Source organism: Microcoleus sp. PH2017_34_RAT_O_A, assembly GCF_020737885.1.
Lineage (GTDB): Bacteria > Cyanobacteriota > Cyanobacteriia > Cyanobacteriales > Microcoleaceae > Microcoleus.
Genome location: NZ_JAEQDD010000102.1, coordinates 29,099 through 42,345, shown reverse-complemented (window position 1 = coordinate 42,345; position 13,247 = coordinate 29,099). Strand labels below are relative to the sequence as shown.

The window sequence follows — 13,247 nt, the reverse complement described above, 5'->3', positions numbered from 1 at the left end:
AACCAGGGGCAAATAGTCTCGTGCGATCGCCCGAGTTGCGGACAAAGCTACCCAAATAGTCAAGGATGGGTAGCTTTGTCCATAAATTAAGTTACAGTTCCTAACCCTGGGCTTTCACTTTTTGGCCGCAGGTGTGGCTGTGGGAGAAACGCCCCTGTTTATTACTTTAGGAGAACCGGAAGCGCAATTGCGCGCCAATGCCGAAACTCTCGGTTTTGACATGGAGGCGATGGCCTTCCTCGATTTGAGCCCCTCCTCAGAATTTTTTACCGAAGTTCAAACCTACGACATTTTCTCGCCGTCGGAGGTGGAACGAGAACCGACTACACAAAAGATTATCGATCGAGTCCAAGCTGTCAATTTCTACTCTGCTGCGCCGCTGCGAATCGGTTAACATCCCGGTTGGGGCGATGATGGCACAAGGAAGTCTTTAGGTGATACCTGTGGAACCTTTGCTGTATTCGCCGGATCAGTTTGCGAGTATGGTACGCCAAGAGGTGGAACAGGAAAAGACGCGGATTGTGATGATTGACAGTATTTATGGCTATCAGATTTCGATGCGCGGGCAAGATTTGGTGAATAATTTGCACGCTTTGTGCAAGTATCTCAAGAATATGGGAGTCACGGTGATCTTGATTAATGATGTTCTGCTGCTGGGTCGAGCTGAGTCAGGAAAAATGGCGCTTTGTTTGCTACCGCTAGACTTGGCAAAGTTTTGTAAAGAGTTGGTATCGGAATTTCAGAACAGCCTGAAGTTGAAACCTCAAAACGATCCGGTGACGCTGATTTTTGTGAATCAGTGTCAATCGGCGATTGCCTGTTTGGAGGCTAGCTTGCTGCGGCGCATTCTCAGCAATTTGCTGTCTAATGCTATTAAGTATTCTCCTCCGAATACCGAAGTAGTTTTTGAATTAAAACTAACTGAAACCGAGGCTGTTTTTTAGGTGCAAGATGCCGGAATTGGCATACCTTTGGCAGACCAAGAACGGCTGTTTGATTCATTTTTTCGTGCGAAAAATGTCGGTATAATTCCCGGTACAGGACTGGGGCTGAGCATTGTTAAAAAATGTGTGGACTTGCACGGCGTCGAAATTGCGTTGAGCAGTGAAGAAGATGTCGGTAGTAAATTTACCGTAACGCTGCCGCTCGCAAAACTGGAAGAAGAGCAACTGTCGCCTGCAACGCCTTAAACTAGATGCAGGCACGATCTTGAGATATTCAGTATGGAAATCGCAGATGTAATCGCGCTAGTCCATCCGGCGATCGCAGTAGCGCTAGTTTTCAAATGGTTTGTAGTAAGGACTTTAGTCCCCTAACTTTTATGAGGACTAAAGTCCTCACTACAAACATTTTTTATGAGTGCAATCAAAGTTCTATAGGAGCAATGGCATTTAATAGCTCTTCTAGGATAAACCGCAGCAAGGATTGAGTTGCCAATATTAAACCCAATCGGGCTTGGGCGAGTTTTGGCTGTTCTGTTTTGACTTCGCCCCAAATTCGGCACTGGCTGTAAAAAGTCTGAAATGCAGCGCTCAAACTATTGGCTAATTTGAAATAATTAACAGGTTTTTCGGGTTGATTTGCCTCAAAAACCGGAGCTAAACAGTCTAGCACTGCGATCAGTTCCGAAATTAAACTGCGTTCTGCTGGAGCTACTAATAGCAGCCGACGATCGCCCTCGTCAACCCAAGGAATAGGATTTGGGGCCGCCAGCGACCAAATTTGCGGCGCTGTGGTGACATTCGGCTGTGCGATCGCAATTAACCGATCGCGATCGGCCATTCGCAGCAGGGAACAGCAGCGTGCGTGGCTGTACTGAATCGGAAACAGCCGATCGGCGGATATAACAGGAGATAAAGTGCGATATTCTGGAACAGGGAGGGGAATTTGAGCTAATCGCTGCAACCAGAAAGCTAAACCCGCATCAGTCAGCTCTAGCTCAATTATTCCTGACGGTGCGACTTGAACGGCGAAATCTGGACAACACAGCGGCTTGAGAATTTCAGCCAACTGTGCGGCGATCGCCTGCGGTGTCTGGTCCCAAGTTGCAGCCCATTTCAGGGCGATCGCAGACACGTACACCACCCGCTCCCTATTTTTAGCCCGATTTAACGGAATTTCGCTCGTTGTGCCTTGCTCTTCGATCGCGAAGAGAAACCTTAAGAGCAAAAAACACTTCACTGTAACTTCCGGGCACTGGGATATATTTAATGTATCCATATCGGCTATTCTTGCAGTAAAAGTGCCTAGAGACTGTTACCACTTGCGCTATCTTTGTACGTTAAACTGCTGATGTCAAAGGTAGTCGATCGGCTCGCCCGGGCGAGTTCACATCGAAGGAATGGGCTTTCTAGCGATTTTTGGGGTAAATATACAATAATTTACGATCGACTCATTGCCGAATTCTACCATTTTCATGTACTTTTTGCTACATTGAGTTTTTAGGTGAAACTGAGAAGAGTCAGCACAGTTAAGAAGCGTGTCAGCTCAATGGGGGGTTGGTTGTCTCACTTAGTATCGCAATGCAGGCAAAAGCTGTTTTTCTCACTAACTAAATATATCCCAGAGCCTCACTTATGCAATCAACTTCCACACCTCTAGAAACGATCGATCGACCGTTTATCACCTGGCAGCGAATTATCGACTGGGCCCAGGAACACTACCGCTGCCGGACTTTTAGCAAAGACGAGAAGATTCCCGCCAGACCCGGACTGCTCTATTTAGTCCAGAAAGGTTCTGTGCGGCTCGTCGGTAGCGCTCAAGTTAGCGCCGCTGCAACAAAGTCCAAATCCGTTTCCAAAACTACAGAAGAAGCTTTTTTGGGCTTCGTCGGCGCCGGTCAGCCCTTTGAACTGGTTGCTCAGTCTCCCTTTACGCTCCAAGCTTACGCCCACGCCGATCACACTCACGTAGTGTGGATGTACTGGCACGATTTGGATAATTGGCCTCACTTCCGCCGGGAAATTTTGGATGCGTTTCGCTACCAGCACCAGCGAAAGCTTCTCTGGCTCAGCACTTTGGGACAGCGCCGGACGATCGACAGATTGCTGGGTTTTCTCACTTTGTTGATCGAAGAGTTCGGCGAACCCTACGTAGGTGATGGAGAACCGGATGTGGTGCGGGGCTATCGGTTGCCTTGGGCCTTGACTCACGCTCAAATTGGCAGCGCCATCGGCTCGACGCGGGTAACGGTGACGCGGCTGATGGGCAAATTGCGATCGAAAGGTTTGATTAATACTGAGGATGATAATTTAATCTGTTTGCCTGCTAAGGCTACTCCCCAAAAGACAAAAAATCAAAAGCAGGATGTAGAAGCATTCCTCGAAGACGATCTCGAAGACGATCTCGAAGACGATCTCGATGAAGATTTCGACGATTCTCTCGATGACGATCTCGAAGAATCTGCATAAAATCCTGCGGGTGATTGCTAACAGCACTTAGCTATTATAGTATGGCTGTTTTCTTCTTGCTTCTTGCTTCTTCGGTGTACGATGAGTTTTGTAAACTTTTCTCGTTCTCGAATGGTGCGAATGATGTCGGACAAGCAAAAATCTCCAATCCCGAACAATCAGCAACGGGTGGTATTCTGCGACTTTGACGGCACGATAACTGTTGAAGAAACTTTTGTGGCAATGCTCAAGCATTTTGCACCGGAATTGTCGTCTCAACTGATGCCGGAAATGTACGCGAGAAGGATCAGTTTGCGCTCGGGAGTGCGGCAGTTACTAGAGTCTATTCCCTCGGAATGTTATGGGGAAATTGTGGAATTTTCTAGGGGACAACTGATGCGGCCGGGATTGGTGGAATTGCTGGATTTTTTGGACGCGCAAAGGGTGGATTTTGCGATCGTTTCGGGCGGCCTGCGGGTTATGGTAGAGACGGTTATGGGTGATTTGGCACACCGGGCGATCGCAATTTATGCTGTAGATGTGGACGCTAGCGGCCCTCACTTGCAAGTCAATTCTGAGTTTGAAGGAGATACAGAATTGGTATCTAAGGTGCGAGTGATGGCGCAGCACCCAGCCCAGGAACAGGTGGCCATCGGAGATTCGCTGACGGATTTTAACATGGCTTTGCAGGCGAACTCGGTGTTTGCGCGCGATCGGCTTGCCGAATATCTAGACGAACAGCAAAAGCCGTATACTAAATGGGATAATTTTTTTGACGTGTTGGAAAATTTATCCCAGCAATGGAATTGCAACTAAACTATTGGCCAAACAGGGCATAGGGCATAGGGCGGGGGGGGGGGGGGGGGGGGGGGGGGGGGGGGGGGGGGCGGGGGGGGGGGGGGGTTGGGGGAGGGGGGAGGGGGCATGGGGCATGGGGCATAGGGCTGCGGTATGTGTATTAGACTTGAATTGCAAAAATCGGAAAACACCCTGAAATTATCTGCGTTTATCTGTGTTTATCTGTCTGACATCTGCGGTTGAAGGATCGATCGAAGACTTATGCAATCTTGTCTATTGGTAAAGTGCGCGTTGCACACCCTGCACTTAGATATGCCAGCACAATTCCTATTAACGTAAAAGGTAGATAAAAAACTGAGGATTAGTAGAGAATGAGTGAGGATGTGAGATCGGATTTAATTGTAGCAGCCAAACATTTTTACGATCGCGGTTGGATGGCTGGGACTGCTGGCAATCTTTCAGCCCGCTTACCAGACGGCAGTTTTTGGATTACTGCTAGCGGCCGCCAGAAAGGGCAGTTAACCCCTTCAGATTTTATCAGAATGAGCTCCGAAGGCGCGATCGTCGAACAACCCGTTCCAGACAGCCGCCCTTCCGCCGAAACCAGCATTCACTTAGCCGTTTACGATTGTTTTCCAGGCGCTAAAGCTTGCTATCACGTACACTCAATCGAGGCAAATTTAGTTTCTCGGCTAACAGCAGATGATTCAGTGCCTTTACCTGCGATCGAAATGCTGAAAGGTTTGGGGGTGTGGGAGGAAAACCCACAGGTGGCGATACCCCTATTTGCAAATTATTTAGAAGTGCCTAAAATAGCCAAGGAAATTTGTGAATATTTCGCCGTTTGTGTACCCTCTGTACCCGCGTTGTTAATTCGCGATCACGGCATCACAGTCTGGGCAGACTCAACCGCCGCCGCCTACAATTATGTAGAAATTGTAGAATATATTTTTCGCTACACCCTCGCAGCCAGCCAATTAAACTTAAATTTGAGATGTTAGATTGGGCCAGTCTCGGACGCAAAATCTAATATTTCTAGGGCGTGCAGAGGCGCAGCTTGCCACTAAATATCGCGTCCAACCAGTTTTTTATTCCGGGACTTTCATTCAGTTGACAGTTGACAGTTGACAGTTGACAGCGACCTCTACGCTTAAGTCCGAGGATTGGAGTAATGAATAGTCTGATTTTAATTTCTCCCGGGCTTGGGGCTTTCAACCAATTCTTTCTGGTAACGAACTAGCAAATATCGAGAAAAGGCAAAAACATGGCTAAATATACCCGAGTTTTATCGATAGATGGAGGCGGAATTAGAGGGATTATCCCCGCGCAAATTGGAGTCACCCTAGAGTCAAAGCTACAACAAAAAAGCGGCAACTCAGATGCCAGAATAGCTGACTATTTTGATTTAATCGCCGGCACGAGTGCGGGAGGAATTTTAACCTGTCTCTATTTGTTTCCGGATGCAAAAAATTCCAGCAGGCCTCAGTGGACTGCCCAAGACGCGGTTAATTTTTCGATCGATAGTGGCATCGACTTTTTTCAAAGTTCATTTTTGAAAACACTCGAATCTCTAGACGGTTTGATAGATGAGAAATATCCGAGCGATGCGTTAGAAAAATTCTGTTGGCAAAACTTCAAAGATTGCAAACTCAGCCAACTCCTGAAACCTTGTTTAATTTCCAGTTACGATGTCGAAAGGAGAAAAGCTCATTTTTTCAATCAAATAGATGCTAAAAAATATCCAGCAGCAGACTATTTTCTCAGAGATATCGCCAGAGCCACATCTGCTGCTCCCTCTTACTTTGAACTTCCCAAAATCTACTCTTTGACAAACGAATCCTACGCTTTAATTGACGGAGGAGTATTCGCCAACAATCCCGCACTTTGTGCCTATGCCGAAGTGAGAAATAAATTAAGAATTCCCGAGACTCGCTCCGACAAAGGCCCGACAGCAAAAGATATGGTAATTTTATCGCTGGGGACGGGACAAGCTCAGAAAAAATTCCCCTACGAGGAAGTGAAACGTTGGGGTAAAATTGAGTGGGTTCAGCCTTTGATTAATATCATGATGACGGGAGTTGCTGAAACTATAGATTATCAAATTATCCAAATTTTTGATGCCATTGACAAACCCAATCAATATTTGAGAATTTCTCCAGATTTAAGCCACGAACCACGACTGCCGATTGATGATGCCTCGGCAGAGAAAATATCAACTCTGGTGAGAATTGGCAAGGAGCAAGCCGAAAAGTATAATGAAGAGTTGGATAAGTTTATCGACTTGTTGCTTGCCGAGTAATCAATAGAAATTAATTCTTTGGTACGTAGTTGCGCTTCAGCGCTCTTAGCTTATATTATAAAGAGCGCGCTTTGTGCAACTGCATACCTTTTGTATAAGTTACCAACCGCAGGGCTGGCAGACTTAAAAAATATATAGCCTTTCTCAAAAAGATGAGGTATAACAGACAGCTCATATAACTACTAAACTTAGGGGGCTAAAGCCCAACAACGTACCTCATTTTTGTGATAACCGCTATATGTTGACAAATTGTGCAATAATTGCTGTACAATTGGCGAAAATCTCAGTAGTGGCAGTGCTTCGCCGTATTTGCAATTAATCGCCAGCAGTCAGTCATTGGTTAAAAATTACCAAAAGCGCGATCGACATTTAGATGAAACCTTCAAGAACAGGTGGTTTCAGCGTTTTTTAGTGACGCTGTTCCTAGGTGGCCAAGTCTTGCTGCGCCTACTCCAAGGCAAAATTGACCGCCGCAAAATCATGGAACATTTAACAACAGTAGGCTTGGATTCTTTGCGCTCCGTGCTGCTAATAGCCTTTTTTGCAGGCATGATTTTTACTGTTCAATCCGCGAGAGAATTGATTCGGTTTGGGGCGGTTGGGGCGGTGGGAGGTGCTTTTGCAGTGGCATTTTGCCGCGAATTAGCACCAGTTTTAACGGCGGGCGTGGTGGCGGGACAAGTAGGTTCTGCCTTTGCCGCAGAGATAGGAGAAATGCAGGTGACGGAACAAATAGACGCCCTGTATATGTTGAGAACAAATCCCGTTGATTATTTGGTAGTCCCGAGGGTGATAGCTTGCTGTGTCATGTTGCCGATTTTAACAATTTTTTCGGTGGCGGTGGGGATTTTGGGCGGGTTGTTTGTGGCGGTTAATTTTTATGAGTTGGAACCTTCGGTATTTTTGGAATCGGTGCGGACTTTTTTGGGGCCTTGGGATTTAGTAACTGTGGCAATTAAGAGTGTAATTTTTGGGTTGATAATTGCGCTTGTCGGTTGCGGTTGGGGGTTGACGACGGCGGGCGGAGGGAAAGGGGTAGGCCAAGCTGCAACGGCGGCGGTTGTGACTTCTTGGGTGTTTGTTTTTGTGGCGGATTTCTTTTTATCGCTGTTGATGTTTCACGAGTTGGGAATTACGAGAAGCGGGGGGTAATTGTTGTTAGAAAACTCGGCGGTTGAAACCGCGTCTATACAGAAAACTCGGCGGTTGAAACCGCGTCTATACAAACGAAACCTGCCTCCGCAGGTTGAAGAAATAACTACATAAATTAAGTTCGTAGTGAGGACTTTAGTCCTTCTTCATGGCGCCGGAATATAAGGAGGGCGATAAACTCGAATTGCTTGAATAGGAACTGTCCCGTCTGTTTCGGGGACGATTTCGAGGATGTGTTTGGAGTTGCTCAAATTCTGAGCCAATGTTGTAGGATATTCGCGACTTGAATCTGCAATTTGTGGCGGAATGTATGAATCAACAAACATCGGCTTAACTTGCCACGAAATCTCAAAGCCTTTCGGAGTAGGCTTTTTCGAGTATTCATAGGCATTTTGCAGCCACCAGTTTCTCGGTTCGATCGCGACGCGGCCCGATTTTGAAACAAACATTTTGTCGTTGGTACCGCTGCCGTCGTAACCTGTTTTAGAACCTACTACGTCAAATTTAAACTTGGTAGCATCGCTGTTAATCTCAGTGATTGTAGCTTTCCAATCTTCGACGATGAGCGGTTTTTGATTGGATACTTGGATGATTGCTGGCCAACCGACGCCGAGAGTAATGCTGGGTCTGGTGATGCTGTAAAGTTCGGGAAATTCTGAGGGTTTTTTGCCGTCGATCGCAATTTTAGCAGAAATTGCCTTGCCGTTGAAGCTTCGATCGGCGATCGCATCTATCCGATTTCCTTCAAACTCCAAAACTAACTTGCCATCCTGCCACTTAACATCAGTACCCACTGTATAAGTTTTGACTAAATTCTGCTGCGCTGTTTGAGGAGAACTTGGGTTGTATCGCAGGTAGGGTTTAATGAGAGCAGCTAGCAGAAAATTCCCCCAAGCGTTGAGGTGAATGCTGTCGCTCAATAGCTGTTTTGGCTGCAAGCGATTGTCTGTCAGATACCTGCGCCAAGGTGCGCGGATTTCCGCGATTTCGCAGCCGTATTTATTTGCCAACTCAGGCAACCATTTGGTAGAATGAGTGTTGTGCCATTCGTAGCCTTTGACTTCATTTTCATTGTCGTTTTTACCTGTCGGAATCCAGGTTATGTGGTCTGAATGCAAGAGTATTTCGCTAGTAGTGCGGCGGCGGACATTGGCAATTATCGCTTCGTAATCTTCCTCACCTCCGTAGACGTGGAAAATCAGCAAGTCTGGATAAAAAGGATACAAATCATGTTCGCTGGGACGGATTAAAATAGACGAGGCAAAGCCTCCGATTGCGCGATTTTCCACAATCAAATCTGCATCGGGAAATCGCTTTTTTAAGTCCTGCACTACATCTTGCCACCAATCTTGCTGAGTGATGGATTGACCGTAAAATAGGATGCGTACTTGGTGGCGTTCTGTGGGAGTGCTGGTTGCAAGTAACCCCATTGTTCGTTGAATTCCCGCTCCAAAACTAGCATTATTTGCAAGAGGAGCGGGCGGGGGAAATGGGGTGGCGACGGCTATTTTTTTGAGAGCCGGAACTAACAGGAAGCTCAAACACAACAAAAGTAGCCACAAGTATCTATAAATCTGGGAGTTTATGCTATTTTTCGGCCGTTTTGCCATTGTTTGATTTTTCCGTTATCTAAAACTTACCAGAAATAATTGGTTGAAAGCCTCTCACGAGTGAGGGAGAAATTAAAATCAGACTATTCATTACTCCAATCCTCTTCCTTCTAGCTAGAGGTCGCTCTCAAACTGTCAACTGTCAACTGTCAACTGTCAACTGTTGAACCCTAACTAGCAAGAGTAGCTGTAGGCTGTGCAATGCGAACCTTCCGAGAGCTTGTATGGTAGATGAGAATGCGGACTTCACGAGTAGCTTTCGGCTGTACAGTGCGCGCCTTACGAGTTGCTTGTTGATTCTTGATTCTGCTATATTAACAAATATACTGCGACAAAAGATGATATAATATTTGCTGATTAATTGCAAGAACTCGATCGCACGTCAAATGGATTACAAAACAGCCCGCAGTTTTCTGATCGACCAAGGAACCGCCCTGGAAACCAAGAAAAATCCCGACGCCTTCCTGATGCGCCTCAAAGAAGGCCAGCCACCCGTACCGGGACAGGTGACATCGATTTTATTAGCTTTAAAAATATTGTTTGAAGGGCTTCAAGAATCTCCAATGCTCGATCGCCAATTAATCTCGGCCCTCCATTTACTCTCCGCAGACAGTTTGCTGCAATTTGAAGCAGGACGGGCCAGAGGAGTTTCTTGGCCGCCGCTGCTGAAAGAAGACTTAAATAGAATTGCGATCGGAGTCAAGAATATCTTTTCCGGAGTCTGGCAATAATTAGCTAAGTCAACTCCCGACGTTCAACAAGAGAAATTGTCAAACTCTACTCGCGAAAGCTTTCTAGGGATGCTAAAAGAGCGGGAAGTCCCGCCAGGGAGGCCGATACTAAAGCCTCATCTTTATACACTCGCGATCGGACTCTGCGGATATTTTTAGCAGCCGAGGTTGTAGAGCCTCGCATCTCCCTATTGCTGGTTTCGACTAGCCCTAAATGTCTGGTTTCTCGGTTCAGGCAAAACATAGCTGTATCCTTATTTGATCCGTAGAGCCTCCAAATTTCTCGGGGCTTGCTCAATATTTATATTGTTACTCGGATTGGTAATAGGGATGAAACCATGAAATAATTATTCACGATAGTCAGGGATCGAGTTAAACTGTATCATAACTCTTATCAAACTCCATCGCAAATCTTATTAATTTGTTACAGAAAGTGTTTGTTTAAGCCGATCGCCCGCAAGATAAGTTTCTAGTGGGGACTACAATAATCATCTGCGGACTCGCATTCCGAACGATCAAACCAATTTTTGTTACAGAGTGTGTTTGTTTGAGCCGATCGCCCGCAGCTACAAAGTCATCAGTCATTAGTCATCAGTCATTAGTCATCAGTCATTAGTCATTTAACTTGTTCCTAGGCTCTGCCTTGGAACCTATACATAGAGGCTCTGCCTCGCTCTTAAAAATATCACTAAACCGAGGGTAAATTAGCAGCGGAAACCAGGTTCGTAGTGAGAAATTTAGTCCTAATCTGCGGACTAAAGTCCGCACTACGAACCTGTAGTGAGGAATTTAGTCCTAATCTGCGGACTAAAGTCCGCACTACGAACCTGTCCTAATCTGCGGACTAAAGTCCGCACTACGAACTTATTTGATATAACTCCCTAAGAACCAGCATTTGCCAATTCTTCTCGCAGCACTTTCTGGTAGACTTTCGGCAAACTTGAACTCATAGAATTGTTCTCAATTCCATATCCCAAACTCGTCCAAGTTCCCGACAACATTCGCAAAACATCAGTTAATCTTTCCTGCCGCAACATCTCAGGAATATCGGCTTTCCAAAATTTGCGATCGCTCAACCAAGCATAAACCACAGCATCTTGATATTCCGGTTCAAAACTGTAATCTTGCCACAATACAAAATTACCAGGCTTTGGATGATAGCGCTTCGCTTTATCTTTCCAAGTTGAAGTCAAAAATTGATACCTACCCGCCGCCGTAGTACATTTGCCAACATTCGGGCCGTTAACAATCTTCACGCACCAGTCAGGATGACGGCTCAAATCTAATACATATTTTCCGCCGTAAACAACGTGATAAGGCCGAGAAACATTGGACTCGCTAGCAGAAATAGTCCGCATCAAAGCTCGAATGTAAGGATCGCCCGTTTTCATAGCCAGCGGTGGCATTTTTCTCACCTCGCTCGCAGACTGCGAAAACTGCTGATTTCCCCGCAAATTTGCTACCAAAAAAACAGCGCAGCTAATTACAGCGCCGATGACAATTATAAATCCGAGAATTTGAAGTTCCGATCGCCTCAGCAAACTTTTTTGGCGGCGGCGCAGTTTCTCGGTTTCAAATGCAGTCATTTCCATTTCGGCGATTTCGGCTAATTTTCGATCCGCCCGCATCCGCCGCACGCGAAAATCGTGTTGGTATAGCGGCGCGGCTAATAGCGTTAAACTCGATAAAGCTCCTGCCAATTTTACCAGCCAGAAATCGAATTCACCTGCGATCGCCACATTTGTGAGAGTGGAGATTCCTGCGAGCATTTGCGCCGGATCGATCGATCGCACTGACCAATAATAAATCGCCATTTGCACCAACAGCGCCAGATTGAATGCAAAAAAAATCACTACTACAGCATTCAACCCTTCTCGCAAGTGCGATCGCACTCCAGTATGCCGCCGCTTGAACTTGCGCGCCACTCGAAAGCGGCCCGGCAGCACAGTCAGCAAGGGATTGAGGATTTTGACGACCAAAAAGTGAGCGACAAAGAACAAAGGTAACTGAATCAGCCAAGCCGCCAGCAGCAGAGCCAGAAAGCCGATATCGTCGTTGGCGAAAGGAATGCCCCTGCGAAGGACAAAACTAAAACTCTGAGCGAGAGCAAATGCCCTTAACCACGAAATCGGATAGGGGAACCAAGCTGGCCACTTGAGAGTTTTCATCATGCGGGGAAGGGGAAATTTCAATGGCGGATTGTCAAGCTCTTAAGATTTTGCCAGATTTGGCGATCGAAAAATTGGCAATTCCTCTGCGGTTTGTACTGATGGGACTTGGGCGCGGGTGCGTCAGCCGATTTGAGATTCTTCGACTTCGCTGTACAAGTTTTAGATTTTAGATACTTCGACTTCGCTGTACAAGTTTTAGATTTACCCGTAAAAAAACCCGGTTTCTTGGTTCGCTACCAGGGACTAAAGAAACCGGGTTTTTTACCTAAATTGTTGGCTGTAAATGCGTATTTTCGTAAAAAAACCCGGTTTCTGGGAACCAGTGCACCAGTCCTAATTCAATCAAACCACGCCAGCAAACAACTCCTCAAAACTCTTTTGCGGGGCCTCCGGCTTCGCCACAATCTCCACAACCTTGTTGCGAGAAGCAGGCTGAAACAGCGCCTCCACACAGACTTGAGCTACCTTACTGCGGGGAATGCTGCTTTCAAACAGTGTATCTGCACTCCTCATGATGATCGCATCTGAATTATCCTCATTTTTGAGACCGCCCGGACGGACGATCGTATAAGTCAAGCCGGATTTTTGCAAATATTCCTCCGCCTGCTTCTTCCAAACCAGAATCAGCCAAAACAGATTCAGCGGGTGAAAAAACTGAGAAACGCACAGAGAAGTCACCAGCACAAAATGCTCAATTCCCTTAGCCTTAGCTGCCTCCACCAAATTTTTAGTACCCTCCAAATCCACCTTGTAAGGCGCAGTCGGGTCAAAACCCGGGGCCGCCCCCGTCGCGCACAGCAACACCGTACTATCGCCGATCGCATCGCCCAGAGAAGTGGCATTTAATACATCGCCGGTAACTAACTCTGCCTCCGGTGGTAAAATCTGCCTCGCTGTCTCTAGATTTCGGACGAGGGCACGCACTGGAATGCCACGCTTGACTAATTCTGCGACGATTCGGCGGCCAGTCTGACCTGTCGCTCCTGCTACAAATGCTTTCATCAGAAAAATGGGTTTGAAACCCCGTCCTTTCAGGACGGCTTTACATTTGTTGTTACTACCGCCTTGGAGTCGCAAGAGTTCGGTGTGATGAAAGT

At 46.5% G+C, this 13,247-nt stretch carries 16 protein-coding genes; 10 read left to right on the top strand and 6 right to left on the bottom strand.

Going from position 1 to position 13,247, the window contains the following annotated elements:
* Window positions 1–139: 139 nt before the first annotated feature.
* Genes JGK11_RS27235 through JGK11_RS27225 form a run of 3 tightly spaced genes read left to right on the top strand, consistent with a single transcriptional unit; the run spans window position 140 to window position 1,190 of the window.
* The gene (locus JGK11_RS27235; RefSeq protein WP_293184570.1) at window positions 140–394 is read left to right on the top strand and encodes a hypothetical protein; all 255 of its coding nucleotides are present in this window, start codon (window positions 140–142) and stop codon (window positions 392–394) included.
* 40 nt (window positions 395–434) lie between these two features.
* The gene (locus JGK11_RS27230; RefSeq protein WP_293213625.1) at window positions 435–944 is read left to right on the top strand and encodes a hypothetical protein; all 510 of its coding nucleotides are present in this window, start codon (window positions 435–437) and stop codon (window positions 942–944) included.
* Window positions 945–1,190 (top strand): ATP-binding protein, encoded by a 246-nt coding sequence (locus JGK11_RS27225; protein ID WP_293184566.1) that lies wholly within the window; start codon window positions 945–947, stop codon window positions 1,188–1,190.
* Between the two features lie 175 nt (window positions 1,191–1,365).
* Here the strand turns inward: JGK11_RS27225 and JGK11_RS27220 are convergent, their stop codons facing one another.
* Window positions 1,366–2,220: a DALR anticodon-binding domain-containing protein gene (locus JGK11_RS27220; protein ID WP_293213622.1), complete on the bottom strand. Its 855-nt coding sequence runs from the start codon at window positions 2,218–2,220 to the stop codon at window positions 1,366–1,368.
* A 356-nt stretch (window positions 2,221–2,576) separates the two neighbouring features.
* Between JGK11_RS27220 and JGK11_RS27215 the strand changes: the two genes are divergently transcribed.
* The 5 genes from JGK11_RS27215 to JGK11_RS27195 all read left to right on the top strand — a co-directional run bounded on the left by JGK11_RS27215 (window position 2,577) and on the right by JGK11_RS27195 (window position 7,638).
* Window positions 2,577–3,410 (top strand): Crp/Fnr family transcriptional regulator, encoded by an 834-nt coding sequence (locus tag JGK11_RS27215; RefSeq protein ID WP_363319230.1) that lies wholly within the window; start codon window positions 2,577–2,579, stop codon window positions 3,408–3,410.
* A gap of 222 nt (window positions 3,411–3,632) precedes the next feature.
* Window positions 3,633–4,205, top strand: coding sequence for a haloacid dehalogenase-like hydrolase (locus JGK11_RS27210; protein WP_293184578.1), 573 nt, complete (start codon window positions 3,633–3,635; stop codon window positions 4,203–4,205).
* A gap of 353 nt (window positions 4,206–4,558) precedes the next feature.
* Entirely contained in the window at window positions 4,559–5,188 is a 630-nt protein-coding gene (gene mtnB, locus JGK11_RS27205; RefSeq protein WP_293184558.1) for a methylthioribulose 1-phosphate dehydratase, read from the top strand.
* A 263-nt stretch (window positions 5,189–5,451) separates the two neighbouring features.
* Window positions 5,452–6,486, top strand: a complete 1,035-nt coding sequence (locus tag JGK11_RS27200) for a patatin-like phospholipase family protein (protein WP_293213620.1) — start codon at window positions 5,452–5,454, stop codon at window positions 6,484–6,486.
* A 336-nt stretch (window positions 6,487–6,822) separates the two neighbouring features.
* The gene (locus JGK11_RS27195; protein WP_293199014.1) at window positions 6,823–7,638 is read left to right on the top strand and encodes an MlaE family lipid ABC transporter permease subunit; all 816 of its coding nucleotides are present in this window, start codon (window positions 6,823–6,825) and stop codon (window positions 7,636–7,638) included.
* Window positions 7,639–7,784: 146 nt separating this feature from the next.
* Here JGK11_RS27195 and JGK11_RS27190 read toward each other — a convergent pair whose 3' ends face one another.
* Entirely contained in the window at window positions 7,785–9,248 is a 1,464-nt protein-coding gene (locus JGK11_RS27190) for an SGNH/GDSL hydrolase family protein (protein WP_293213618.1), read from the bottom strand.
* Between the two features lie 386 nt (window positions 9,249–9,634).
* Here JGK11_RS27190 and JGK11_RS27185 point away from each other — a divergent pair, with 386 nt between their 5' ends.
* Complete coding sequence (locus JGK11_RS27185) at window positions 9,635–9,979, top strand: Dethiobiotin synthetase (protein WP_293184551.1); 345 nt, start codon at window positions 9,635–9,637, stop codon at window positions 9,977–9,979.
* A 46-nt stretch (window positions 9,980–10,025) separates the two neighbouring features.
* Here the strand turns inward: JGK11_RS27185 and JGK11_RS27180 are convergent, their stop codons facing one another.
* The 3 genes from JGK11_RS27180 to JGK11_RS27170 all read right to left on the bottom strand — a co-directional run bounded on the left by JGK11_RS27180 (window position 10,026) and on the right by JGK11_RS27170 (window position 11,565).
* Window positions 10,026–10,223, bottom strand: coding sequence for a hypothetical protein (locus JGK11_RS27180; RefSeq protein ID WP_293184548.1), 198 nt, complete (start codon window positions 10,221–10,223; stop codon window positions 10,026–10,028).
* Window positions 10,224–10,420: 197 nt separating this feature from the next.
* A complete protein-coding gene (locus tag JGK11_RS27175) occupies window positions 10,421–10,564 on the bottom strand; it encodes a hypothetical protein (protein ID WP_293199010.1) in 144 nt (47 codons plus the stop codon).
* Between the two features lie 296 nt (window positions 10,565–10,860).
* Window positions 10,861–11,565, bottom strand: coding sequence for a glycoside hydrolase family protein (locus JGK11_RS27170; protein WP_293184574.1), 705 nt, complete (start codon window positions 11,563–11,565; stop codon window positions 10,861–10,863).
* Window positions 11,566–12,170: 605 nt separating this feature from the next.
* Between JGK11_RS27170 and JGK11_RS27165 the strand changes: the two genes are divergently transcribed.
* On the top strand, window positions 12,171–12,320 hold the full coding sequence (locus JGK11_RS27165) for a hypothetical protein (protein ID WP_293184545.1): 150 nt from the start codon (window positions 12,171–12,173) through the stop codon (window positions 12,318–12,320).
* 172 nt (window positions 12,321–12,492) lie between these two features.
* On the opposite strand, the gene JGK11_RS27160 is transcribed toward JGK11_RS27165, so the two are convergent.
* Entirely contained in the window at window positions 12,493–13,152 is a 660-nt protein-coding gene (locus tag JGK11_RS27160; protein ID WP_293213628.1) for an NAD(P)H-binding protein, read from the bottom strand.
* Window positions 13,153–13,247 lie beyond the last annotated feature (95 nt).

What these genes read in the sequence shown, in the direction of transcription:
- JGK11_RS27220 (WP_293213622.1), bottom strand. Translation starts at nt 2,220, where the DNA reads ATGGATACATTAAATATATCCCAGTGCCCGGAAGTTACAGTGAAGTGT.
- JGK11_RS27215 (WP_363319230.1), top strand. Translation starts at nt 2,577, where the DNA reads ATGCAATCAACTTCCACACCTCTAGAAACGATCGATCGACCGTTTATC.
- JGK11_RS27210 (WP_293184578.1), top strand. Translation starts at nt 3,633, where the DNA reads ATGCTCAAGCATTTTGCACCGGAATTGTCGTCTCAACTGATGCCGGAA.
- mtnB (WP_293184558.1), top strand. Translation starts at nt 4,559, where the DNA reads ATGAGTGAGGATGTGAGATCGGATTTAATTGTAGCAGCCAAACATTTT.
- JGK11_RS27200 (WP_293213620.1), top strand. Translation starts at nt 5,452, where the DNA reads ATGGCTAAATATACCCGAGTTTTATCGATAGATGGAGGCGGAATTAGA.
- JGK11_RS27190 (WP_293213618.1), bottom strand. Translation starts at nt 9,248, where the DNA reads ATGGCAAAACGGCCGAAAAATAGCATAAACTCCCAGATTTATAGATAC.
- JGK11_RS27185 (WP_293184551.1), top strand. Translation starts at nt 9,635, where the DNA reads ATGGATTACAAAACAGCCCGCAGTTTTCTGATCGACCAAGGAACCGCC.
- JGK11_RS27180 (WP_293184548.1), bottom strand. Translation starts at nt 10,223, where the DNA reads ATGTTTTGCCTGAACCGAGAAACCAGACATTTAGGGCTAGTCGAAACC.
- JGK11_RS27175 (WP_293199010.1), bottom strand. Translation starts at nt 10,564, where the DNA reads ATGACTGATGACTTTGTAGCTGCGGGCGATCGGCTCAAACAAACACAC.
- JGK11_RS27170 (WP_293184574.1), bottom strand. Translation starts at nt 11,565, where the DNA reads ATGACTGCATTTGAAACCGAGAAACTGCGCCGCCGCCAAAAAAGTTTG.
- JGK11_RS27165 (WP_293184545.1), top strand. Translation starts at nt 12,171, where the DNA reads ATGGCGGATTGTCAAGCTCTTAAGATTTTGCCAGATTTGGCGATCGAA.
- JGK11_RS27160 (WP_293213628.1), bottom strand. Translation starts at nt 13,152, where the DNA reads ATGAAAGCATTTGTAGCAGGAGCGACAGGTCAGACTGGCCGCCGAATC.